This window comes from Nonomuraea sp. NPDC049714 (genome assembly GCF_044465295.1).
In the GTDB taxonomy this organism is placed as follows: Bacteria; Actinomycetota; Actinomycetes; order Streptosporangiales; family Streptosporangiaceae; genus Nonomuraea.
Window position 1 is genome coordinate 200,285 of sequence record NZ_JBITLM010000004.1, and the last position, 21,168, is coordinate 221,452.

The window sequence follows — 21,168 nt, forward strand, 5'->3', positions numbered from 1 at the left end:
ACCGAACGGGTCCACTCCTCCAACACCTGCTCGGAGTTCCCGCACGTCATGAGCGTGTTACCCATGTGGAGCATGTTCCAGCACGTCAGGCCGGTCAAGCCAAATGGCCTGATTGGGCGCCCGAACTCCTGGTTACGCGCTCGGCGAACCACGGCGTCACGGGACTGTGGCCGCACCAGTACGAGGCCGCCGACCTGGCCTATCGTGGCCGAAACGTGATCATCTCCACCGGTACGGCCTCCGGGAAGTCACTCGCCTACCTGACCCCGGCGGTCGCCTCCTGTCTCGACGGCGGCACCGTTCTCTACCTCACGCCGACCAAGGCCCTGGCCGCCGACCAGCTCCGCGGCATCCGCGACCTGCGCATCACCCAGGTGCGGGCCGCCTGCTTCGACGGTGACACACCGTTCGAGGAGCGCACCTGGGTCCGCAAGAACGCCAACTACGTCCTGACGAACCCCGACATGCTGCACCGCGGCATCCTGCCCCGGCACGCGCAGTGGTCGGCGTTCTTCCGGCGGCTGCGGCTGGTGGTCATCGACGAGTGCCACGGCTACCGCGGCGTGTTCGGCTCCCACGTCGCCCAGATCCTGCGCCGCCTGCGCCGCGTCTGCGCCCGCTACGGCGCGCAGCCCACGTTCCTGCTCGCCTCGGCCACCGCCAGCGAGCCCGGCACGTTCGCCAAGCGGCTCACCGGGCTTGAGATGGCCGAGGTGACGACGGACGCCTCGCCGAAGGGCTCGACGACCGTCGCGCTCTGGGAGCCGCCCCTGACGGAGCTGCGGGGCGAGGGAGGGGCGCCGGTGCGGCGCACGGCCACCGCCGAGGCGGCCGACTTGCTGGCGGACCTGGTGCTGGCGGACGTCCGCACCCTCGCCTTCGTCCGCTCCCGCCGCGGCGCCGAAACGGTCGCCCTCGCCGCCCGCGCCAAACTCGCCGACGTGGCTTTCTCCCTGTCCCACCAGTTCGGTACGACCCGTACCGTCCCTACAGGCCCGGCCCTGCCCGATGCGCCCGGCCGGCCTGACACGGTCGAGACCGCCCCTGCCACGGGCGCAGGGCCTGGGACGGACGAACCCCTGACCGACCAGCCCAGCGCCGACCGGCCCGGTCCCGGCTCGCCCACGTCCGACCGGGTCGGTCCCGGCTCGCCCACGTCCGACCGGGTCGGCTCGGGGCTGGGCCTCTCCGGTCGGCCCGGGGCGGGCGAACCGCCCGCTGAGGTGGGCGGGCCCGCCGGTCCTCAGGCCGACGACGCTCGGGCATGGGCGCTGCCGGAGGTCTCCGACCTGCCCGAGAAGGTCGCCGCCTATCGGGCCGGCTATCTGGCCGAGGACCGCAGGCTCCTGGAGAAGGCGCTGCGCTCGGGCACGCTCATGGGACTGGCCACCACCAACGCGCTGGAACTCGGCGTGGACGTGTCCGGCCTGGACGCCGTCCTGATCGCCGGCTGGCCCGGCACCCGCGCCTCCCTCTGGCAGCAGGCCGGTCGGGCGGGCCGCGACGGCCAGGACGCGCTGGCGGTGCTCATCGCCCGCGACGACCCCCTGGACACCTACCTCGTCCATCACCCCGACGCCCTGTTCGGCCGGCCCGTCGAGGCGATCGTCCTGGACCCCGACAATCCGTACGTCCTCGGCCCCCACCTGTGCGCCGCCGCCGCCGAGATCCCCCTGAGCGAAGATGACCTGCCCATCTTCGGCGACACCGCGGCCGCCGTACTCGACACCCTCGTCACCGACGGCCTGCTGCGCCGACGCCCGGCCGGATGGTTCTGGACCAAGCGCGAGCGCGCCACCGACCTGGCCGACATCCGGGGTGGCGGCGGCGCGCCGATCCAGGTCGTGGAGTCCTCGACCGGCCGCCTGCTGGGCAGCGTCGACGAGCCGTCCGCGCACACCATGGTCCACACGGGCGCCGTCTACATCCACCAGGGCGAGACGTTCCTGGTAGAGCTTCTCGACCTCGAAGCCGGCGTGGCCCTGGTGTCCAGCGCACAGCCTGACTACTCCACCTTCGCCCGCGACATCACCGATATTTCCCTCCTTTCCACCCTCCGCTCCCACGCCCTGGGCCCCGGCACCCTGCACTTCGGCGAGGTGGAGGTCACCCGGCAGGTCGTCTCCTACCTCAAACGCCGACTCCAGTCAGGCGAGATGCTCGGCGACGAACCCCTGGACCTACCGCCCCGCACCCTGCGCACCCGCGCCGTCTGGTGGACGCTGCCGGCCTCCGAGGTGGCCGCCCTGGCCGAGGAAGGCTTCGACCTCGGCGGCGCCGCCCACGCCGCCGAACACGCCGCCATCGGCCTCCTCCCCCTGTTCGCCACATGCGACCGCTGGGACATCGGCGGCGTCTCCACCGAACTCCACGCCGACACGGGCCTGCTCACCGTGTTCGTCTACGACGGCCACGAGGGCGGCGCGGGGTTCGCCGAACGCGGCTACGCCCGCGCCACCGACTGGCTCACCGCCACCCGCGAGGCCATCGCCTCCTGCGAATGCGAACGCGGCTGCCCCTCCTGCATCCAGTCCCCGAAGTGCGGCAACGGCAACGAGCCCCTGGACAAACGCGGCGCCCTCCGCCTCCTCGCCACCCTCCTCACCCCCTGACCACACGCCGCCGCCTCCTCCGCAGCGGCGAGCGGGATCCGGGCAGGGGCGTGCATGGAGGCGAGCCTGCGCCGGCGGAGTTCACCAGGCGCGGCGCGGCTCAATCCGTCTCCAGACCGCCTTGCCTACGCCCGACCAGTTCTGTCACCTCAAGTACGTACAGATGTCATGAGATTGACCGTAAATCTTCGGACAGGAGCCCTTGAGCCGTTGCGCAAACGTTCCAGCCGTCACAGGGGCCCCAGGAGACAGTTACCGGCCAGGATGGCGAGAAGAGCCGACTGGCCCTACGTCTATAACGGGGGCACGTAGTCGTCAGCCGGGCGGCCAGTTTCGCAGGGCGGCGTCGACCACCTGCTGGAGTTCGTCGCGGCCGGTGCCGCCGGCTGCTTGGACGGCGATGCCGTTCGCCACGGTCATGACGTAGCGGGCGAGCAGCCCCGGATCGGCATCCGGGGGCAGATCGCCTTCGTCGACGGCTTGCTGGAACCGGTCACGCAGGCGTGAACGGCCCTCGTCGCGCCAGGCGACGAGGGTGTCGCGGGCGACTCGCCCGGGTTCGCCGGCGGCCAGCGAGCCCTGGACGCCCAAGCATCCGGCGGGGCAGCCGGGCCGGGTGGACGCCCTCACGGAGCCGGCGAGGAAGGCCGTGGCCACTCCCCGGGCGGTCGGCTCCTCCAGCGCACGTGCCGCGTACGCGGCCGGACCTTCGGTGTAGCGCTCCAGGGCCTTACGGAACAGTTCCTCCTTGTTGCCGAAGGCCGCGTACATGCTCGTGCGGGTGATGCCCATGGCGCTGGTCAGGTCAGTCAGGCTGGCGCCCTCGTAGCCCTGCTCCCAGAACACCAGCACTGCCCGCTCGAGGGCCTCGTCGGCGTCGAACCCCCGCGGCCGACCTATCGGCGCCCTCCGAGTGCTTTCCACATTCCGCATCATACCCCTTCTGTACCGAACGGCACGGAAGTGCTACGGTCTCGTTCAGTACCGATCGGTCTGGAAATAGGTGGAGGTCATAGATGCGAAGGCTAGAAGGTAAGACCGCCGTCGTCACCGGCGGCGGCACGCGGGGCATCGGCCGAGCCGCCGCCGCACGGCTGGCGGCCGAGGGGGCTCACGTGTTCATCACCGGCAGGCGCAAGGCCGAGCTGGACGAGGCCGTCGGCACCATCGGTTCGGCGGCCACCGCGATACCGGGCGACATCACGGACCCGGCCGACCTGGACCGGCTGTACGACGCGGTCCGGGACCGTGGCCAGGGCCTCGACGTGCTGTTCGCCAACGCGGCCACCGCCTCGTTCGCGACGCTTGAGCAGATCACCGAGGACGACTACGACCGCATCTTCGGAGTCAACGTCAAGGGCACGCTCGCCACCGTGCAGAAGGCGCTGCCACTGCTCAACGACGGCGCCTCAGTGATCCTGAACGCCTCCACCGCCGCCGAGAACGGCACACCTGCCTTCGGCGCGTACGCGGCGTCCAAGGCCGCCGTCCGGTCATTCGCACGGACCTGGGCCAACGAGCTCAAGGACCGGGGCATCCGCGTCAACGCGATCTCGCCGGGGCCGATCGACACCTCCGGAATCACCGAACTCGTCGGCGAGCAGAACGCGGCCGCCTTCAAGGCGAACCTGGGCGCCGACGTCGCGATAGGCCGGATGGGACGCCCGGAGGAGGTCGCCGCCGCCGTGGCCTTCCTCGCCTCCGCGGACAGCAGCTACATCATCGGCACCAACCTGTACATCGACGGAGGCGAGAACCAGATCTGAGCCCGCTACCCGGCGGCGCCCCGCCGGCCATCGTCGCCACCGACCAAGAGCCCGTCGTCCGGCCGGCCGTACCAGGCGATCGAGAAGCGACTAGCCCTCGACCTGCGCGAACGGCACCGGCCTAAGCAGAGCCCGAAGAGTCTCGCGTGGTGCCCTGCCTCCGCACCGGTGCATTCCGCCGCGAGTACGGCGTATCACCGGGCGTGGTCGGCATATGCGGCACCGGCAGCCACACCCTCCTCGCCGACTTCCTGCGCTCGCTCGCGCAGGAATCGGGTTGAAGAGGCCACAGTCCGGCGATGAAGCAGCAGATAAGACGATCTTGTGCAGAACCGTCGCCCTTGTCCCGGGTCACTGGTGGGGATGAACGCCGGCGCGCGCCTATGCCGATCGCCGGCCAGCTGACAATTCACTCCCAGATCGAGCGCGGGTCACGAGGGTACGTCCGCTCTCGCTCGCCTGGTTCTCGGCGTCGATCCTGATCCGCTCGGCCATGTCGGCGAACTGGTCGAGGGCGGGGTTGACGCCGACGAGGGTGAACTCGCGGGTGACCACGTCGAGTTCGAGTTCCCAGACGTCCGCGAGGATGCGGCGCATCCATGCGGTGGCGTGGTCCCATCCCTCCTTGGGCGTGCCCGGGGAGTAATTGCCGCCCTGCACGGTGACCAGGACTGCCGGCTTGCCCGAGGTCACGGACCGGATGTCCGTGGCCATGCGCGGGTCGGTGGCGACGAGGTCGACGTAGGTCTTGAAATGCTGGGACACGCCGAAGTTGTACAGCGGGACGGCGAAGAGATAGGCGTCGGCGCCGGCGAGCTCGTCGACCAGCGTACTGGCCAGGTCGAGCGCGGCCCGCTGGGAGGGCGTGCGCAGGTCCTCGGGGGTGGCCGAGGCGGTGACGGCGCCGGCCCACGCGTTGCTGGGGAGGGGGGCGAGGCCGAGGTGCCTGCGGGTCACGGGGGATTCCGGCACGGCGTCGCGCCAGCGTCGTTCGATGATGTCGGCGAGAGCGCGGCTGGTGGAGCCCTCGCTGCGGATGCTGGAATCGAGGCGGAACAGGGACATGGTTCTCCTTGAGGCGGTGTGATGGTGCGGTGAACGTCCGGGCAGCACGTGCCCGGCCGGAAACGTCAGCGCCGCGTGTCGTCAGAGGTCGGTGTATGCGCGCCCGCCGCAGGGGCGATGGCGAAGTTGTCGCGAAACAGGCCGGTCGGGTCCCACCGGCGTTTGAGGTCCCGGAGCCGTCGTAGATGTGCGGGCGGGAAGGCGCGTGCCAGGGCGTCCGGGCCGGTGTCGGTCTCGAAGCTGAGGTACGTGCCCTCGAACAGCGGGAGGAGACGGCGCCAGCGCTCCTCGTACTCAGGCGAACCGCCCCCGAGGGCCGCGATCAGGAAGTTGGCGTCGCGCCAGGCGTACGCGGTGGCTTCCACGGAGGTGTTAGCGGCGGCACCCCCGGCGGAGCGGATCGTGAGGATGAACCTGCTGTTCGTCGCCAGCAGGTCGGCGATCGCTTCAGTGGTCTCGCCGGTGAGGTGCCGCACGAGCCCGGCGTGCGAGACGGGCTCGCCACGACCGTGCTGCAGCTCATCTTCCGGGGCGAGGGTGAGCAGCGCGCTGTACGGCGTGAGCTGGATCGACTGGTCGGCGAGCGGGGCCAGGTCCCCGAGTGGGGTGAGGCGCTCGACGACCGTGTCCGGGTCGTCGGAGTCGACCACGACGAGCGCCTGAACGGCGGCGGGGCCTCCGGGACGGGCGGGGCCGATCATGAGAGTGCCGGTGACGCTGGGGTGGGCGTTCTCGATCGCTGCACCCCAGCCGTGCAGGAACGCCGCGACGTCGTCGGGGACGAACGTCAGCATCGCGAAGCCGACCCGCTCGCTGACGGGCTGGGCGTCGATCTCGAAGGACACCGCGACGCCGAAGTTCGCGCCGGCGCCGCGCATGGCCCAGAACAGGTCGGGGTTCTCGTCGTCGCTTGCGTGGACGAGGTCGCCGGAGGCCGTGACGACGTCGACCGAGCGGATATGGTCGATGGTCAGGCCGTGTTGCCGGACGAACCAGCCGATGCCGCCCGTGGTCGCCAGCCCGCCCACGCCGACGCCACCGTGATCGCCGGCGGTGATCGCGAGGCCGCGCGGGGCGAGTCGGCGGGCGACGTCTCCCCAGCGGGCGCCGGGACCGATCCGGACGCGGTGGCCGTCCAGGACCGTGACGTCGTCGAGCGCGCCGAGAGCGATCACGATACCGCCGTCGTTGAGCGAGCGTCCGGACAGCCCGTGCCCGCCGCTGAGCAGACCCAGCGGTACGTCGCGGTGCCGGGCGGCGTACTGGACAGCCTGCTGCACCTCAGCCGGTGTCCGCGGACGCAACACCAGGCCGGGGTCGGCGCCCCGGAAGTAACCAGCGGTGTAGCGGGCGTGTCCGCGGTCGCCCGGGGTCAGCGCCCGGGCCGCCAGGCCCTCGGGCACCGGATCGCCACCGAACGCGACGACCCGCCGGGAGACGGCCGCGTGCCCTGAGCGGGCCTCGGCGACGCGCTCGCGGATCTCGGCGGCGGCGCTCTGGGCGAAGCGACGCAGTTCCGCCGGGTCGTCGCTGGCCACGACGAACACGCTCACCCCGTCCTCGACGGCGATCCGAGCGAGGTCCTCGGCCTTGTCACCGGGGGTCACGTTCAGCAGCCGCGTGATGTCCCGCGGATCGCGACCCGCCCGGGTCGCTTCCTCGTCGATGATGCGGTTCCCGCGCGCCAGGTCACCGGGCTTGAGCCAGGGCAGGCTGGGCAGCCACCCGTCGGCCTTCCGGCCGATGATGCGCTGCATCCGCGGCTTGTACGCGCCCAGCCAGACGGGAACCTCGTGCGCCGGGGATGGCCCGCGCTCCACATCGCCGACCTGGTAGAACCGGCCGTCCAAGCGCAGCGGGCCGGGGTCGCCACCGGCCCAGATCCCGCGGATGACGTCAAGCGCCTCGTCGAGCGCGCTCACCGACTCAGCCGCGGTCCGCCGGGGGCCACCCATCGCCGCGATGGCGTCCCAGAATCCTCCCGTCCCGAGTCCGAGCACAGCCCGGTCGCCGCTGAGCAGGTCCAGGCTCGCCACGGACCGGGCGAGCAGGGCGGGCGGACGCATCGGCAGGTTCAACACGTTGCCGGAGACGTGGATCCGGGAGGTGCGGGCGGCCACCCAGGTCAGCAGGGTCCAAGTGTCCAGGAACCCTGCCTGGTACGGGTGGTCCTGGAACGTGACCACGTCCAGGCCCACGTCCTCACTCAGCACGGCCAGATCGACCACCTGCTGCGGCCTGGCGTTGATAGGTGTGATGAAGCTGCCGAACCGCAGCTCGTGACCATAATCGGGCATGGCTCCATGCTGTCGGCTCCTCACCAGGAACCACAAACAAGCAGTAACTGACTTACGAAAAGTAAGTCCCTTCAGTCTGTCGTGACGTCTCCTAATTGGCGCGCTGAAGCCCCTGCCGCGCACCGCGAGTGACTGGCTTCTCGGCGGTAAATGGACTTACGATTAGTAAGTGCCTTCACCGAGACCTACCCGACCGCAGACGCAGTGGGACCACAGCGACGAGGCCGAGTGCCGCCGCGCCAGCCTTGCCCTGGAGGTCGTCGGCCAGCGCTGGGCACCCGGCATCTTGCTCGCCCTGGCCCGCGGCGCCGAGCGGTTCACCGACATCGCCGCATCGGTTGCCGGCATCTCCGCACGCATGCTCACCCTCCGGCTGAAGCAACTCGAGAGCGCCGGGCTGGTCGAACGTACGGTCGTACCCACGACGCCCGTATCCGTGCGCTATCACCTCACGCCGCGAGGGACCGATCTCCTGGCCGCGCTCCAACCCATCGCCGGTTACGTCCGGCGGTGGAACGACGACCCCGGCGCGTCCGCTTCGAGTGCGTGATCGCTCTGCCACGTCTCGAGAGACCGCACGGCGCGAGCCGGCTCATGATCACACCCAGCTGGCTGGAGCGTCCTCATTCACTGGGCCGGGATGCTCTGGACGGGCTGGTCCTGCTCTCGATCTACCGGTCAGGGTGCGCGTACCGAAACCGGGGAGTGAGATCTCCAGCGACGTCCAGACGTCTGCTACTTCGCCGGTGATCGTGCAGTTGGACAGCTCGACACCGTTCTCCTCAGCGAGGGCCGCCGCATGAGCACAGGCTGACTTCGGGTCGATGACGGCTAGTTTGGCCGCCGCCAAAGCACTCAGGTCGGCGGCATCGTTCAATCGGTGACGGGCGACGCGTACGGAACCCACCATGGCGAGAGCCGTGGCCACGGCCATGAGGAGGCCCATGAGGGCGACGGCCCACAGGGTGGCCGATCCTCTGTCACTACGTCTGGCAGACATTTGACTCCCTTGGGGGCTCTGATCTGGTACGCAACGAAGGGTCGATCCAGTTAGCGGCAAGGTGCCGATCCGGCTCGCAGGTGTGGCACCCGGATCCGGGCTACGAACACCGACGCAAGAACAAAAGCCGACCTGGCCGTGGAGAACGTGTCAGCCCGACGTCGGCGATCCGCCGACCCGACATGGAACGAAGCGCCGACGCGACGTAGGGCGAAGTGCTGACCCGAACTAGAAGCAAAGCGTCGGCTCGATGTGGAAGAAATTCGTCGGGCCTGGCCACGGAACTCCAGGCGACCGGCGAACACTGGTCCGGCACCGACGAGATGCTGAACCGCCAACGAACAGCGGCGGACCGTCATTTTGTCTGTGGTGCCAGGTCGGCGTCTTGACTGTGTGTCGGACCGGCAGATGCCTGACGATCCGACTGGCAAGGTGCCTGCTCGGTTCCCAGGCCAAGGCGCGCAACTCCCCCAGGTGAAGGCGGTGTCGATGACGTGCCCGAAGTGCTGACGGCGGGCTGCGGCACCGTTCGGGCTCGGGCTCATCTCCGAACTCGGCTCAAGGCTCAGGCTGAGGGCTCGGGTTCACGGAAGTGCGAGTGCGGGGGGTTGGTGCGGGGTGGACGGCTCTTGTCGATTTTGAACGGACGGCTTTGGCTAGGGGTGCTCTGGGATGGCACTGGTCGGGATGGATGGACGCTGAGTCAGGACTCCGTGGCGGCGGTTGCGGATGCGGTGACTTGGACTGCGGGGAGTGTCGGGCCCCAGGGGGGTCGTACTTCGACGGAGATGTGGATCCTTGTCTGTTCTGGGGTGCGACTTACGTTGACCTGGGTTTTCTGGCCGGTGGCTGCTCGGACGAGGGCGCGGACCTCGTCCAAGGACTCACCTCTGGCGGCTGCTCGTGCTGCGACTCGCGCCGCGTCGACACACTCGAGTTGGACCGCTACGGACTGGATGGCCCAGAGCGCCGCTGCCAGGACCACCATGAGCGCGGGCAGCATCGCGGCGGTCTCGGCCGTCACCGAGCCTCGGGATGTCGATCGTCGCGTTGTCTTTGAAAGTGGCGTCGGATGGGGGGTCATCCGTTGATCTTGAGTGCGCGGTCAATGAGTGATGAGAGCATCTCGTTGACCTCTGGGCTGTTGACGATTTTGAAGAGCAGCGCGGCGAATGCGCAGGCCGCGATCGTGCCCACCGCGTACTCCGCCGTGGACATGCCTCGGTCCTGGTGGGCACCCGTGAAACGGGCTCGTCTGTCGAACCACCAGTGCTGGCAGCGGACACCCAGGCGCCGGCTTCGGGCCCTCAGGCCGCTCCTCCTGGAGGACCGCGCGTTGTCCGCCGTGACACTGGGCCCATCTGAGTTGGTGGCTTTGTTCGGGGTGATGGCACTTTCAGGCATGGGTTTCTCCCGGTGCTAGTTGCCGATCATGAGGAGGGGACCGGCGTGTGGATTCCTAGGCTCGCCGAAGCGGGCCTTGCGCCAACGAGCCGAGCGTCGTTCTGTGGAGAACGATCGATTGTCCACAATCAGGGGGTTGACCTGGGGTTTTACGGCTACGCTGCCCCGTGTTGGCCCGGTTGGCCCGTGAGTGGCCCGTCACTAGCGTTTTCGCTGGTCAGCGCCTCTTTAGTGATCGTTTCGGCGGTTAGAGCCGCTTCGATCAGAGCGTTTGCTGCGTCTTCTCCGCCCTTGATCCAATGGGCGTAGGTGCTAAGCAGAGTGCGGATGGAGTGGCCCAGTCGCCGGGCGATCTCGGCAGTGTCCACGCCCGCCGCTATCAGCATGCTTGCGTTGGCGTGCCGCAGGTCATAGGGCCGTCTGGCAACGTCGGAGGCGTGCTCTGTGGGGCTCAGAGCGGCTTTGCGGGCACGTCGCCAGACCGACCGGTACACCTGACCGGGCACCTTGTCTTGGTCAGGGCCGTCATAGAACAGCCGGCCGTCCGGAGCCGGGGGGAAGGTCAGCAGGTGCAGGCGCAGGATTACCACCAGTTCGGGAGGGATCGGGACGACGCGGACCGTCTTGGTACTGCGGTGCTTGAGTCCGCGCGTGTCGTGCCGTGCGCCGTCATCGGTCCACAGTTCGCCGATGTCGGGGCAGGCCCCCTCCAGGGTGATGCTGCCCCACCGGCCCCCCATGGGCAGACGGCATTGCTGGACTTTCAGGTGCAGGCCCTCCGAAGGCCGCACGCCCGCGTAGAACATGAGGCAGAACTCAGCAGCGGCCAGCCGTCCGGCACCCGCCAGGCGTAGGCCCGCGAACCGGCCGGACCGATGAGGAGATCCATCACCCCTCACCCTCGCCCGCACGCCCCGAGTGCCGCGCCCCCGCACCGGCCGGAGCAGCCGCAGGAGCCGGGGGCGGTGTCGCGGCGCGCGGGTTACGCCCGGCCGGAGCACCGCCCGCAGTGCTGGCCGCGTGCATCGGCACGACCGCCGTCGCGCTCCACCACCGCACTTCCCCGTCCTTGGCCATCCCGTAGGCCAACCCCTCCACCCGCACCGGCATGCCCGGCACCAGGTGATGCTGTTCGCCCGCGAGGTTGAACTTGATCATCGCGGAGTCGCTGCCGTCCATCGCCAGCAGCTTCACCACCATGACCGGTAGACCCTCTTCGGTCACCTTGACTTTCTTGGTGGAGAAGTCCTTGGCCGCCATCGGCGGCGAGGTCACCGTGAACCCCAACTGACTCGTGTCGATCGGGAATCGCATCCGTCTACCTCCATCCTGCGGGTGTCCCCGTGACACCCACGATGGCAGGCAGTACTCGAACATGAGTTCGAACGGTTCAATGCGATGCCGTCGCGGCATACCGGCACGCGCCAATCCCTCGTGCATGCTAAATGCGCGCGCGTGCGCCGCAGCCCCCGCCGCGCGCGTACGCTCGATGTATGGGAGGGCGGGCACGGCGGCATCGGAATAGGGGTAAGCGCCCCGATGGGCTAGTGCTCACGGCCGCGCTGTCCGGAGGAACGATGCTGTGCAGCATCGCGTCCAACTTCGCATCCGCCCCGGCTTGGCATCAGATCCTGTTCGGATTGGCTGCAGTCGCAGGCGCCTCCACGATTCTCCACACCAGCGCGCTAAAAAAAACTTCCAAGGATTGTTCAACAATTTGTAAAGAGATCCGGGACGTGCTCGCCCGCGCGTGGCTGATCAGCAGCGGTCTTCCTGTGTGATGAGTTTCCCTACTAGATCAAGCACGCCCGGCACGCCGGGCGGAAGCCCCGCAACTGCCAGTGTCCAGGAGAGTCAAGGACACGATACGCTCAACTTGGAAGCCTGCGCCTGAGCGCCGGACCGGTCATTGCTGGCTTTGCGTAAGAGGACGAGGCCATTGAACACCTCCAGCACGCCACTCCCTGAGCGGCCAAGCGAGCCCTCAGACCAACCTTCTCTCGCATCCCATGGTCTGCGTTTAAGCGCCTTTCTCATCGACTGCGCCCTTCTTGCAGTTTTCACGATGACCTTGACTAGCCTTGCGCCCGTCATCTTCGTTGATATGACCGAGAGAGATGCGCGCTCCATGGTCGTGCCCATACTTCTCCTTCTGCCCTTCCTGTACTCGCCTATTATGACGGCAAGGTGGGGCGGCACGCTTGGCAAGCTCGTCTGCCGCATTAGAGTCGTTCGTGTTGGCATTCCAGACAAATACCATGGCGGCAACATCAGTTATTGGCGCGCATTGACTCGCCATCTTTCGCACGCCGTAATGACGGCATCCTGCATCTTTCTGGTACTTGATCATATGTGGTCCTTCTGGGACCGACCCAACTGCCAGTGCTTGCACGACAAAATCGTCAAGAGTGCTGTCATCATGCGTTGAAGGCGCACATGATGCGTTGGCTACCACCCGCTGGCCTGCGCCCCCGGCCGAGCTGGGCGGAACCCCGCCGGGGAACGATCTTGCTCAGGGGGTCGGCAGCATCCCGGGAACACACCCGCACCGGGGAACCCGCCCAGGCGACCGGGGGCAGCGTGACGCGCCGGCAGGCGGCATCGGGACTGCGCGCGGCGCCAAGGCGCCGTGCTCGCCCTCGCCGCCTGACGGCACGCCCCCCCCCCCCCCCCCCCCCCCCCGCCCCCCCCCCCCCCCCCCCCCCCCCCCCCCCACCCCCCCCGCCCCCGACCGCCGAACCGGCACCCACCCCGCCGACGCCACACCCCACCAGACCCCGCAAACCCGCAGAGCCCCCGGCCAGAACCCACCGGGAATGCGTGACGGGGGACACGCACATCCCGACAGGCCACACCAGGCGAGAGACCACCAGACCGACAGCGGCGGTTCGGTCCGGGTCAATCCCGCCCCTCCGACCGGGGACAGCCAGCACCCCGGCTCAGCGGCAGCAGACACGCCGAACCGGGGGCGTCTCCACACGGCATCTCACACGCTGTAGCTCACTCCAAGACCGTCGCTGGGCACCGCCCCGTCGTTCTCGACAGCCGCTTGCCCGGCCAGCCGCACCGCCAACGTCTCCAAGTCCGACGCCACCACCACGTTGACCAGCCCACGGGCCACGCCGCCCGCATCCAGCCCTTGCCGCCGCCACGCCGCCGCACCCCACACCAACGCCGTGCTGATCTCCCACACCCGATCATGCGCGGCCCGCAACTCCGACAGTCGCCGCCCGTCCCCGCTACCCACGACCGGCCCCCTCGCCCGTCTGCGCCTGATCGGCAAGCCGGAACTTGAGCCGCCGCACCGGCCCCCGCGCATAATCCCCCGCGAACGCCTTACGCTGCGTCGGCGCGATCTTCACCACCACGCCCGCCAGGACCAGCCTCCGCAACTGCCGCTGGAAGTACTCCCGCGTGTTCACGCAATCGAAGAACGCGCGCACCTCATCCACCGTCGCCCCGTCCGGGAACCCCGCCAGACACTCAACGATCTCCTCCTGCCTGCTCTTGCCCGCCTCACTCATCGCGCCGCCCCGCCCTGACGTGCCGCAGCCGCCGGATACATCGCCTCGAACCGCTCCCGATACAGCCCCGCGATCCGCCGCGCCGCCGTCTCCAACGCCGAACACGGACACGACGTGTAGCGCCACCGACCCGGCTCCGTGGGCGCGTCCAGCGACCAGCGAAAGCGCCACTCCCGCCCGCTCCACTCGCACCACACGTTCAGACCCACCGCCCACATCCCCACTAGCGCGACCCCATCGCTCTCGGAGATCCGCGACTCGACCCCACGCCTGGCCAGATGATCAGCCAGCACCCGCGCCATCCGCCCTGCCGGGCTCATCTCCCCAACACTCGGGCGCACGCGACTACGGCCATCCACCTTCACGCCCTCCCTCCCAGTCGAGGCAGGAGAGCCCACACCACGCGCGCGCCTACTGGCGTGAGATCGGTGCCCCAGCACCCGCGTGTCAGGTCATCCACCACCCACAGACCTCGCCCCGTCGATTCGTCAGGGCCAGGGATGCGCGGTAACGGCATAGCCTCGGACGTCCCAGGACCGACGACGGCAAGCCGCCAATAGCGCCGCTCTCCCTCCACGGTCGGCACGAGGCTCATCCGCACCCACGCACCACACCCATGAACCAGCGCGTTCGTAACCAGTTCGGAGGCGATGAGCTGTAGATCGCCAAGGGCCGGATGCTCGCCCATCCACCCTCGAAGCTCACGACGGGCCAGCGCGGGAAGCAGAGCGCAGTCGTCCAGCTCACTGAACAGCCACACCTTGACGCCTGCGTATGGACGCTCTGACACGGCTACTCGCATGGTCACCTACCTTGCGGAGTTCGGGCATGATCCAGATGTCTCTATGAATGCCAACCATGCATTCAGGACGTTGGCAGGCGATCTCAGTCGCCTGCGACACTCGCTCCCACAAGGACGCCAAGCGCATGGAGTAGCACCCCGAACTACCGTTCTTAGCTGGGAAAACTCTACTTCCATCTTCATCGCTCGCGCCCGACTGAGAGGCTGTCCGTAAGGCTCAGTGTGCACCTGGATACCCTGCATCTGCAAGACCTGAAGATGCATACCTTGCAAATATCAGGAGGACTATCACGATGCAAAAAGACCCCGACATGCGAGATGATGTCCGTGTGCCGACGAGACGACAGCCGCCTACTGTTCGCATGCGCCGGTTGGCCGCCGAGCTTCGTCGCCTCCGCGATGCTGCCGGGCTCTCGCAGGAAGACGTCACGGGCCAAACCGGTGTGAACGTCGCTACCCTCTACCGGATCGAAACAGGCCGGACCAAGCCACAGCTCAGAACTCTCAATGCACTCCTAGACACCTACGGAGTGACTGGCCCCAATCGCGAAGCCTTGATCCTCCTACAGAAGGACGCCGGTAAGCGAGGTTGGTTGAACACGTCTGACTCCGGCCTTCCCGAGCAGTACACGGCGTATATCAACTTCGAGGCAGAGGCCCGCGAAATCCTCAACTTTGAGGCCATCTTCATCCCCGGCCTGCTCCAGACCCCGGACTATGCTCGGGAAGTCATCGCAGGTGTCCTTCCCACCGCGACCGACGACGACATCCAGCGCCGCGTTGACGCCAGGCTAAAGCGCCAAGAACTCTTGAGCGTTCCAGAGGCCCCGCAGCTTTGGGCCGTCATCGATGAAGCCGCCTTGCACCGTCGCGTCGGTGGATCTTCCGTCATGCGTGACCAGCTTCTTCACCTGGCCACTCAGGCACGTAACCCGCACATCACAATCCAAGTGGTCCCGTTCAAGGCCGGTGCCCATCCAGGCATGCCCGGCAGTTTCATCATCTTGCGCTTCGGCCCGATCGCTCCCGACATCGTCTACATCGACAGCATGGGCGGCGATCTCTTCCTCGAAGAGGAAGCCGAGCTAATCAGGCATAACATGGTTTTTGAGCATCTTCGCGCCATAGCGCTCAGCCCTTCCGAAACGGTGACGCTACTGACATCCCTGAGCGAAGATCACGATTGAGAGGAGCTAGGGTGCAGTCCGACCTTTCCAAGGCCAAGTGGCGAACGAGCCGGTTTAGCGGCAACGGGGCAAGCTGCGTTGAGGTCGCCGTCCTACGTGGTCGTGACGCCGGTGTTCCTAACAAGGCTGACGAAGAGTTCGTTGTGGCCCTTCGTGACACCAAGAACCGAGACCGTGAGCCTCAGGTCTTCACCGTCTCCGAGTGGGACGCCTTTCTCGCTGGCGTGGCCGAGGGTGACTTCAGCTCCGCATCCTTGATCGCTGGCCACCAAGGCGTTGCAGTTGTTTGACACGTCTCCCAGGGGAGTCGTAAAGCGCGAACGCCCGACTATTGCTCGTGGCCTGGGCGTTCGCGCACCGGAGAGGTGAGGAGCGGCTAAGACAAAGAGCGTTTGAGATCTTTTGGGAACCCCCTCGGGTCGGCCACCGTGATGCGTGCCTGGCGGCCCGCTGGACTCGACGTAGGCCCGAGAAAGACCGAAGGGCTTGAAGGACCCGCCTCCGGCGGGGGCTCAGACTCCGGGATGGCGATGATCATGCCACTGGGGGCAGTTGAAAGGTTGCTGTAGGGGGTCGCCTTCCCGTCTGCCATCGCCCAGAACGAGCCGAGCATGCCAGGGCCTGGGGGTAAAGATCGTTCTTCCGTGGGGAGCTCCATCTTTACCCCCAGGCCCTGGCATGCTCCCCTGACGGGTGGGCGACGACAGACGGGAAGGCGCACAAGGCGACCCCTTAGGGAGGAAATCCCAGCTCACGCCCGGACATCTTGGCCCGTGTGTGGCCCGCGAACAGTCAGCGACAGTGAGCACCGGTGAGACTCCGTGAGACACCCCGATTCCCCCTCTCTCACCTTTCCCCAGGTCAGACAGCCGTCAACCCCCTGACCAGGGTCGCAACGATCTCTCTCCAGAATCCACAGGTGGCCTATGTTCTTCTGTGGATATCGGCGGAAGTAAGAGCGCGCGGTTGTGGATTGGTGTAATCCGTTGGCTGAGCGGACGGCCGACCGCCCAACGCCGTACCCCCAATACGGGTGTTGCCCACAGCATCGTGTTCCTCAGGAGCAGCTGCCCTCATGAGCGGTGTGCTGTGCGGCGCAAGGCAAACCCTGAGAAGCGCCTCTTGCGCATCGGTGCTGGCCCTTGCAGCACCGATGCCGGCCCTTCAACGCCCGGTGACCGCAGCCGAAGCTGGGACGGACTTCGATGCGGGCGGGGTGAGAGGCAAGGCCTCCGCGGTGGCCTAACGGGCAGGGCCGGGTAACCCGGCCACTCTGCCCTCAGCGTCGCCGGACGGGCCGGGCGTCCGGATTGCCCGGCTCTTCGAGGCGGTCAGAGAGCTGGGTAGTTACTGCTCACGGCAGGATAATCGCCGAGGCCAGCCCGGCGACCACGGGGATGATGCCCAGCAGGACGAAGGCCGGTAGGAAGCACAGGCCCAGTGGGGCCACTGCCTTGACGCCCACGCTGCGTGCCGCCGCCACCGAGGCGGCTCGGGTGGCGGCATGGGCGTCGTCCGCCAGGCGAGCCAGTACGTCCGCGACGGGTGCGCCGCTTTGGGCTGCTCGGCTCATCGCTCGGGCAAGCGGGGCCATGGCGGGGTCGCGGGCGAGGAAGGCCCAGGTGGGTTCGGGGTCGGCGCCGAGGCGTAGCTGAGCGCTGACCCAGCTCAGGCGGTCGCCCAACGGGCCCCCTAGCGCCGTCGCGGATGCTTGGGTGGCGGCGGTGACCGGCTGGCCGGCGAGGAGGCAGGCGGCCATGAGGTCGGCGGCGAAGGGGAGATCGGCGGCGATCCGGCGGCGATCTCGTTGAAGCTCCGGGGATTCTCTCTTGTGGAGGATGGCGGCCGACACGGGGGTGAGGAGCAGAGCCGCAACTACGCCCACGACGCCGCCGATGAGCAGGCCGATGACGAGGCCCGTGCAGGCGGCGGGGATGACTGTGCGGCCGGTCAGCCGACGTGCCGGCGGCTCGTCCAGCCAGGTGGGCAGGGGCTGCTCCGCTGGGCCGGGGTGGATTGTCCTGGTTTGACCCTCCTCCGTGCTGGGCCGGACGGGCGAAGACGCCTCGCCGGAGTCCGGCCCGGTGCCGCGAGGCCCGGCTTCGCGAGGCCGCGTTTCGCGGAGCCGGGCCTTGCGAAGCCGGGATCCGCGAGAGCCGGCACTGCCGGACGAGCGGCTGAGGGGTGCCCGTGGAGGGCGCCGGCTCGCTTCGTAGGACCTGGGACGCAGCCTTGCCAGGCGTTGCGACGGTGTGGCGGCAGGTGTCCACAGCCAGGCGGCCAGAGCCGCGCAGATCGTGGAAATGAGCTCCAGTATCAAAGGCTCGTCCGATTCGGGCCGGTCAGGACTCTGTGGCGCGTGCGGCCATCCGGTGGGTCCACCACAGGCCGCAGGCGTCGAGGGCGATCCCGCTGGTCAGGCAGAGCAGGCCGGGGACGCCACCGAGCAGGAAGTCGAGCGGTCGCATGCCGAGGCCCGCGCCCATGAGGAGGCCCAGAGCCGGCAGCGCGGCCAGCATTCTGGCCGTGGCACGCGGGCCCGCCAGTTGCGCGGCGACGTCCTGGCGGTGAGCCTGAGCGGACCGTAGTGCGGCGCCGACCCGTTCGACCACGGCGGCGAGCCCGGCGCCCGCGCTCACGCCCACGTCCCAGCAGGCGGCCAGGCGGATCAGCCCCTCGCCGCCTTGGGCCGGGGCCGCGGACACCAGGGCGCGGGACACGTCGCCGCCGTCTCTCGCCGCGGCCAGAACCGGGCGCAGCACCTCAGGGTCGGGAAGGTCCACCGCCGAGACGGCCCTGGTCAACGCCTCCCCCGGGGTGCGACCGGCGGACAGTTCGGCGGACAGCGCCTGGCACAGCTCTGTCGACGCCCGGCGCCACGCCTCCGCACGGCGGGCGGGGCTGGGGCGTCTGAGCAGCTCATGTGGCCGGCGCCGGCGGACATCGTGCTCTCGGAGGATCAGCCTGTGAAGCCGGAGGGCCGCGATCTCCGGTCCTGTCCACAGCCACACGGCCAGGGCTGTGGAAAAGGCGGTGACCAGGAGCCCGGTCATGATCTGGAGCTCGCCGTCATGGCTGCGTAGCCGGGGCCCGGGGAGGGGCGACCGTCGGGGTCGAAAGTGACGGCGGGGACGGCCTCGACCAGGCCCGCCGACGATCTGGACAGCAGGCAGATCTCCGAGACGCGGCGGCGGCCGTCGGGGCGGGTGCGGGTCAGATGGATGACCACGTCCAGTGCCGCGGCGAGCTGGCTGTGCACGGCCTGCCGGGTCAGGCCCGCCGCGCAGCCCAGCGCCTCCAGGCGGGCGGGCACGTCGGCCGCGGTGTTGGCGTGCAGGGTGCCGCAGCCGCCCTCGTGGCCGGTGTTGAGGGCGGCCAGCAGGTCCACCACTTCCGAGCCGCGCACCTCTCCCACGACGAGGCGGTCCGGACGCATCCTCAGCGCCTGTCTCACCAGGTCGCGCAGGCTCACGCCGCCCGCGCCCTCAAGGTTGGCCGGCCGGGACTCCAGGCGGACGACGTGTGGGTGAAGGGGGCGCAGCTCGGCGGAGTCCTCGACCAGCAGGAGCCGCTCCCCCGGGTCCGCCAGCGACAGCAGGGCCGACAGGAGGGTGGTCTTTCCCGTGCCCGTGCCGCCTGTCACCAGGAAGGCTCGCCTGGCCGACACCAGGGTGGTGAGCATCGGGACCACCGGCGGCGTGATCGTGCCCGCCGCCACCAGGTCGTCGAGCGTGAACGTACGTCTCGGTGGCAGGCGGAGGGAGACGCAGGTGCCGCCGGAGGCGATGGGCGGCAGGACGGCGTGCAGGCGGACGCCTCCGGTCAGGCGGGCGTCGACGTACGGGGAGGCGTCGTCCAGTCGTCTGCCCGCGGCGGCTGCCAGCCGCTGGGCGAGCCTGCGGACCGCGCCGTCGTCGGTGAAGGTGACCGAGGTGAGGCGCAAGCCCTGCCCGTCGTCGACCCACACCTCTCGGGGGCCGTTGACGAGCACGTCGGTGACGTCGGGCTCGGCGAGTAGGGGCTCCAGTGGGCCCGCGCCGATGAGGTCGGCGCACAGGGCACGGGCGACGGCGAGGATCTCGGCGTCGCCGTAGACCGATCGCTCCGCCCGGAGGGCCACGGCCACCTGGGCGGCGGTGGGCTCGACTCCCGCGCGGGCGAGCCGTACGCGCACGGCTTCGACGAGCTGTGCGGACACGTGCGCGCTCATGCGGGCTCGGACGGCAGCAGGTCGCGGAGGAGGGAGGCGCAGAAGCCGCCCAGCACGGTGCGGGGGCCGAGTTTCGGCAGGTCGCCGCGGTTGAGGGTGGCCGTCAGGCGAGGTTGGTCGACCAGCTGCCCGGCGGCGGGGATGCCGAGGGAGGCGGCCGCCACGTCGGGGTCGAGGATGCCGGGGCGGAAGACCGCGCGGATGTCGGCCGTGTGCCGACCGGCCTGCTCCAGGACCTGGGCGGCGGCCAGGACTCCGCGCACGTCGGCGGTGGCCACCAGGAGGGTGCGGCTCGCCCGGCCGAGCGCCTCGATCGCGGACGGGTCGAGATGGCGCGGGAGGTCGACGACCACCAGGTCGAAGCCGCGGCGGCCCGCCTCCAGGACCGACCGCATGGCCTGCGCAGGGATGGCCTCGGTCGCGCCTCGGTGGAACGAGAGCACCGCCAGGTCGCCGAAGCACGGCAGCGCGGCCTGAAGTGCGGCGGAGCTGATGCGGCCCTGTCTGGCCACGAGGTCCGCCCACCTGGCGCCCGGAGTCTCCTCCTCGCCGAGCAGCGCGTCGAGGCCGCCGCCCAGCGGATCGGCGTCCACGAGAAGAGTGCGCAGGTGGTCGCCGGAGGCGCGCAGGGCGAGGCAGGCGGACAGCACGCTGGCTCCCGCGCCGCCCCGGCCGCCGATCGCGCACAGGACGGCGCCCGAACGCGGGTGGGGCTCCATCGCGTCGGCGAACTCGTCCACGAGGCGGCGCTCCTCCTCGGGCAGCGACACCACCGCCTGGGCGCCCGCGGTGACGCATCTTCGCCACGTGTCCGGATGATCGGGATCGCGGGTCACCAGAAACACCCGGTCGCGGGCGGGCGGCGCGGCGGCGGCCAGGGCGTCGGCCAGGTCGGCGCCGACCACCACCAGGGGCGCGAGGCTCCAGAAGGGACGGGCGTGGGCCGGGACGTGGGCGACGTCGAGCTGCGCTCCGGCCGCGGCGGCGATGCGGACGAGGTCGTCGAGCAGGTCTCGATCCTCGGTGATGACCAGTGGGCGGTGCATGCGGGCCTCCCTGTCGTTCGGGGAGGTCAACCATGCGCGAACCCTGGGCCGCCGCGAGGAGGCGAACGGGATTCTGTGGACAGCGGGCTCTCTGGCCGCACAGGCTGTGGAAAAGCCCGGGAAAAAGGGGCGACCCCCGCCGGGGGGGAGAGCGGGGGTCGCCTGACCGGTCCGGCTCTGGGGGGGTAGAGCCGGTCCCGTTTCAGAAGAAAGCTTTCATCACTTGACCACGGCACAGCAGGGGAGTGGAAACCA

General features: G+C 69.1%; 23 protein-coding genes. 8 read left to right on the forward strand and 15 right to left on the reverse strand.

Going from position 1 to position 21,168, the window contains the following annotated elements; genetic code table 11:
• Positions 1-215 precede the first annotated feature (215 nt).
• Positions 216-2,612 carry a DEAD/DEAH box helicase gene (locus ACIBQX_RS18320; protein WP_397005845.1) on the forward strand — a complete coding sequence of 799 codons (2,397 nt, stop codon included), beginning with the start codon at positions 216-218 and terminating at the stop codon, positions 2,610-2,612.
• 315 nt (positions 2,613-2,927) lie between these two features.
• Here the strand turns inward: ACIBQX_RS18320 and ACIBQX_RS18325 are convergent, their stop codons facing one another.
• Positions 2,928-3,536: a TetR/AcrR family transcriptional regulator gene (locus tag ACIBQX_RS18325; protein ID WP_397005847.1), complete on the reverse strand. Its 609-nt coding sequence runs from the start codon at positions 3,534-3,536 to the stop codon at positions 2,928-2,930.
• A gap of 92 nt (positions 3,537-3,628) precedes the next feature.
• Between ACIBQX_RS18325 and ACIBQX_RS18330 the strand changes: the two genes are divergently transcribed.
• A complete protein-coding gene (locus ACIBQX_RS18330; RefSeq protein ID WP_397005849.1) occupies positions 3,629-4,378 on the forward strand; it encodes an SDR family NAD(P)-dependent oxidoreductase in 750 nt (249 codons plus the stop codon).
• Positions 4,379-4,524: 146 nt separating this feature from the next.
• Positions 4,525-4,659, forward strand: a complete 135-nt coding sequence (locus tag ACIBQX_RS18335; protein WP_397005851.1) for a hypothetical protein — start codon at positions 4,525-4,527, stop codon at positions 4,657-4,659.
• A 100-nt stretch (positions 4,660-4,759) separates the two neighbouring features.
• Here ACIBQX_RS18335 and ACIBQX_RS18340 read toward each other — a convergent pair whose 3' ends face one another.
• A complete protein-coding gene (locus tag ACIBQX_RS18340; protein ID WP_397005853.1) occupies positions 4,760-5,443 on the reverse strand; it encodes an FMN-dependent NADH-azoreductase in 684 nt (227 codons plus the stop codon).
• A gap of 65 nt (positions 5,444-5,508) precedes the next feature.
• Positions 5,509-7,740 (reverse strand): LLM class flavin-dependent oxidoreductase, encoded by a 2,232-nt coding sequence (locus ACIBQX_RS18345; protein ID WP_397005855.1) that lies wholly within the window; start codon positions 7,738-7,740, stop codon positions 5,509-5,511.
• A 169-nt stretch (positions 7,741-7,909) separates the two neighbouring features.
• On the opposite strand from ACIBQX_RS18345, the gene ACIBQX_RS18350 reads away from it, so the two are divergent.
• Positions 7,910-8,290 carry a winged helix-turn-helix transcriptional regulator gene (locus ACIBQX_RS18350; protein ID WP_397005857.1) on the forward strand — a complete coding sequence of 127 codons (381 nt, stop codon included), beginning with the start codon at positions 7,910-7,912 and terminating at the stop codon, positions 8,288-8,290.
• Between the two features lie 48 nt (positions 8,291-8,338).
• On the opposite strand, the gene ACIBQX_RS18355 is transcribed toward ACIBQX_RS18350, so the two are convergent.
• The 5 genes from ACIBQX_RS18355 to ACIBQX_RS18375 all read right to left on the reverse strand — a co-directional run bounded on the left by ACIBQX_RS18355 (position 8,339) and on the right by ACIBQX_RS18375 (position 11,458).
• The gene (locus ACIBQX_RS18355) at positions 8,339-8,740 is read right to left on the reverse strand and encodes an Rv3654c family TadE-like protein (RefSeq protein ID WP_397005859.1); all 402 of its coding nucleotides are present in this window, start codon (positions 8,738-8,740) and stop codon (positions 8,339-8,341) included.
• 703 nt (positions 8,741-9,443) lie between these two features.
• On the reverse strand, positions 9,444-9,824 hold the full coding sequence (locus ACIBQX_RS18360; protein WP_397005861.1) for a TadE family type IV pilus minor pilin: 381 nt from the start codon (positions 9,822-9,824) through the stop codon (positions 9,444-9,446).
• Positions 9,821-10,144, reverse strand: a complete 324-nt coding sequence (locus ACIBQX_RS18365) for a DUF4244 domain-containing protein (RefSeq protein WP_397005863.1) — start codon at positions 10,142-10,144, stop codon at positions 9,821-9,823. The genes ACIBQX_RS18360 and ACIBQX_RS18365 overlap by 4 nt, the downstream gene beginning before the upstream one ends.
• A 155-nt stretch (positions 10,145-10,299) precedes the next feature.
• Positions 10,300-10,950: a hypothetical protein gene (locus ACIBQX_RS18370; RefSeq protein WP_397005865.1), complete on the reverse strand. Its 651-nt coding sequence runs from the start codon at positions 10,948-10,950 to the stop codon at positions 10,300-10,302.
• An 82-nt stretch (positions 10,951-11,032) separates the two neighbouring features.
• Positions 11,033-11,458 (reverse strand): hypothetical protein, encoded by a 426-nt coding sequence (locus ACIBQX_RS18375; RefSeq protein ID WP_397005867.1) that lies wholly within the window; start codon positions 11,456-11,458, stop codon positions 11,033-11,035.
• Between the two features lie 263 nt (positions 11,459-11,721).
• On the opposite strand from ACIBQX_RS18375, the gene ACIBQX_RS18380 reads away from it, so the two are divergent.
• Together ACIBQX_RS18380 and ACIBQX_RS18385 are read left to right on the forward strand one after the other, a co-directional pair.
• Positions 11,722-11,925 (forward strand): hypothetical protein, encoded by a 204-nt coding sequence (locus ACIBQX_RS18380; RefSeq protein ID WP_397005869.1) that lies wholly within the window; start codon positions 11,722-11,724, stop codon positions 11,923-11,925.
• A gap of 158 nt (positions 11,926-12,083) precedes the next feature.
• Positions 12,084-12,572, forward strand: a complete 489-nt coding sequence (locus ACIBQX_RS18385) for an RDD family protein (protein WP_397005871.1) — start codon at positions 12,084-12,086, stop codon at positions 12,570-12,572.
• A gap of 558 nt (positions 12,573-13,130) precedes the next feature.
• Here the strand turns inward: ACIBQX_RS18385 and ACIBQX_RS18390 are convergent.
• From ACIBQX_RS18390 to ACIBQX_RS18400, 3 genes are read right to left on the reverse strand one after another with little or no spacing between them, the layout of a single operon-like run.
• Positions 13,131-13,391 carry a hypothetical protein gene (locus ACIBQX_RS18390; protein WP_397005873.1) on the reverse strand — a complete coding sequence of 87 codons (261 nt, stop codon included), beginning with the start codon at positions 13,389-13,391 and terminating at the stop codon, positions 13,131-13,133.
• Positions 13,384-13,668 carry a hypothetical protein gene (locus ACIBQX_RS18395; protein WP_397005875.1) on the reverse strand — a complete coding sequence of 95 codons (285 nt, stop codon included), beginning with the start codon at positions 13,666-13,668 and terminating at the stop codon, positions 13,384-13,386. Before ACIBQX_RS18395 ends, ACIBQX_RS18390 begins: the two co-directional genes overlap by 8 nt.
• Positions 13,665-13,988, reverse strand: a complete 324-nt coding sequence (locus tag ACIBQX_RS18400; RefSeq protein ID WP_397005877.1) for a hypothetical protein — start codon at positions 13,986-13,988, stop codon at positions 13,665-13,667. The genes ACIBQX_RS18395 and ACIBQX_RS18400 overlap by 4 nt, the downstream gene beginning before the upstream one ends.
• Positions 13,989-14,832: 844 nt before the next feature.
• Here ACIBQX_RS18400 and ACIBQX_RS18405 point away from each other — a divergent pair.
• Positions 14,833-15,657: a helix-turn-helix domain-containing protein gene (locus ACIBQX_RS18405; RefSeq protein ID WP_397005879.1), complete on the forward strand. Its 825-nt coding sequence runs from the start codon at positions 14,833-14,835 to the stop codon at positions 15,655-15,657.
• A gap of 11 nt (positions 15,658-15,668) precedes the next feature.
• Positions 15,669-15,947 (forward strand): DUF397 domain-containing protein, encoded by a 279-nt coding sequence (locus ACIBQX_RS18410; RefSeq protein WP_397005881.1) that lies wholly within the window; start codon positions 15,669-15,671, stop codon positions 15,945-15,947.
• Positions 15,948-17,011: 1,064 nt separating this feature from the next.
• Here the strand turns inward: ACIBQX_RS18410 and ACIBQX_RS18415 are convergent.
• From ACIBQX_RS18415 to ssd, 4 genes are all read right to left on the reverse strand, one after another.
• The gene (locus ACIBQX_RS18415) at positions 17,012-17,542 is read right to left on the reverse strand and encodes a type II secretion system F family protein (RefSeq protein WP_397005883.1); all 531 of its coding nucleotides are present in this window, start codon (positions 17,540-17,542) and stop codon (positions 17,012-17,014) included.
• Between the two features lie 457 nt (positions 17,543-17,999).
• Positions 18,000-18,710 carry a type II secretion system F family protein gene (locus tag ACIBQX_RS18420; protein ID WP_397005885.1) on the reverse strand — a complete coding sequence of 237 codons (711 nt, stop codon included), beginning with the start codon at positions 18,708-18,710 and terminating at the stop codon, positions 18,000-18,002.
• On the reverse strand, positions 18,707-19,867 hold the full coding sequence (locus tag ACIBQX_RS18425) for a TadA family conjugal transfer-associated ATPase (RefSeq protein ID WP_397005887.1): 1,161 nt from the start codon (positions 19,865-19,867) through the stop codon (positions 18,707-18,709). The genes ACIBQX_RS18420 and ACIBQX_RS18425 overlap by 4 nt, the downstream gene beginning before the upstream one ends.
• Positions 19,864-20,913: a septum site-determining protein Ssd gene (ssd, locus tag ACIBQX_RS18430; RefSeq protein WP_397005889.1), complete on the reverse strand. Its 1,050-nt coding sequence runs from the start codon at positions 20,911-20,913 to the stop codon at positions 19,864-19,866. The genes ACIBQX_RS18425 and ssd overlap by 4 nt, the downstream gene beginning before the upstream one ends.
• Positions 20,914-21,168: the final 255 nt, after the last annotated feature.

What these genes read in the sequence shown, in the direction of transcription:
- ACIBQX_RS18405 (WP_397005879.1), top strand. Translation starts at nt 14,833, where the DNA reads ATGCGCCGGTTGGCCGCCGAGCTTCGTCGCCTCCGCGATGCTGCCGGG.
- ACIBQX_RS18380 (WP_397005869.1), top strand. Translation starts at nt 11,722, where the DNA reads ATGCTGTGCAGCATCGCGTCCAACTTCGCATCCGCCCCGGCTTGGCAT.
- ACIBQX_RS18345 (WP_397005855.1), bottom strand. Translation starts at nt 7,740, where the DNA reads ATGCCCGATTATGGTCACGAGCTGCGGTTCGGCAGCTTCATCACACCT.
- ssd (WP_397005889.1), bottom strand. Translation starts at nt 20,913, where the DNA reads ATGCACCGCCCACTGGTCATCACCGAGGATCGAGACCTGCTCGACGAC.
- ACIBQX_RS18375 (WP_397005867.1), bottom strand. Translation starts at nt 11,458, where the DNA reads ATGCGATTCCCGATCGACACGAGTCAGTTGGGGTTCACGGTGACCTCG.
- ACIBQX_RS18340 (WP_397005853.1), bottom strand. Translation starts at nt 5,443, where the DNA reads ATGTCCCTGTTCCGCCTCGATTCCAGCATCCGCAGCGAGGGCTCCACC.
- ACIBQX_RS18425 (WP_397005887.1), bottom strand. Translation starts at nt 19,867, where the DNA reads ATGAGCGCGCACGTGTCCGCACAGCTCGTCGAAGCCGTGCGCGTACGG.
- ACIBQX_RS18420 (WP_397005885.1), bottom strand. Translation starts at nt 18,710, where the DNA reads ATGACCGGGCTCCTGGTCACCGCCTTTTCCACAGCCCTGGCCGTGTGG.
- ACIBQX_RS18365 (WP_397005863.1), bottom strand. Translation starts at nt 10,144, where the DNA reads ATGCCTGAAAGTGCCATCACCCCGAACAAAGCCACCAACTCAGATGGG.
- ACIBQX_RS18400 (WP_397005877.1), bottom strand. Translation starts at nt 13,988, where the DNA reads ATGAGCCCGGCAGGGCGGATGGCGCGGGTGCTGGCTGATCATCTGGCC.
- ACIBQX_RS18370 (WP_397005865.1), bottom strand. Translation starts at nt 10,950, where the DNA reads ATGTTCTACGCGGGCGTGCGGCCTTCGGAGGGCCTGCACCTGAAAGTC.
- ACIBQX_RS18360 (WP_397005861.1), bottom strand. Translation starts at nt 9,824, where the DNA reads ATGACCCCCCATCCGACGCCACTTTCAAAGACAACGCGACGATCGACA.
- ACIBQX_RS18355 (WP_397005859.1), bottom strand. Translation starts at nt 8,740, where the DNA reads ATGTCTGCCAGACGTAGTGACAGAGGATCGGCCACCCTGTGGGCCGTC.
- ACIBQX_RS18395 (WP_397005875.1), bottom strand. Translation starts at nt 13,668, where the DNA reads ATGAGTGAGGCGGGCAAGAGCAGGCAGGAGGAGATCGTTGAGTGTCTG.
- ACIBQX_RS18330 (WP_397005849.1), top strand. Translation starts at nt 3,629, where the DNA reads ATGCGAAGGCTAGAAGGTAAGACCGCCGTCGTCACCGGCGGCGGCACG.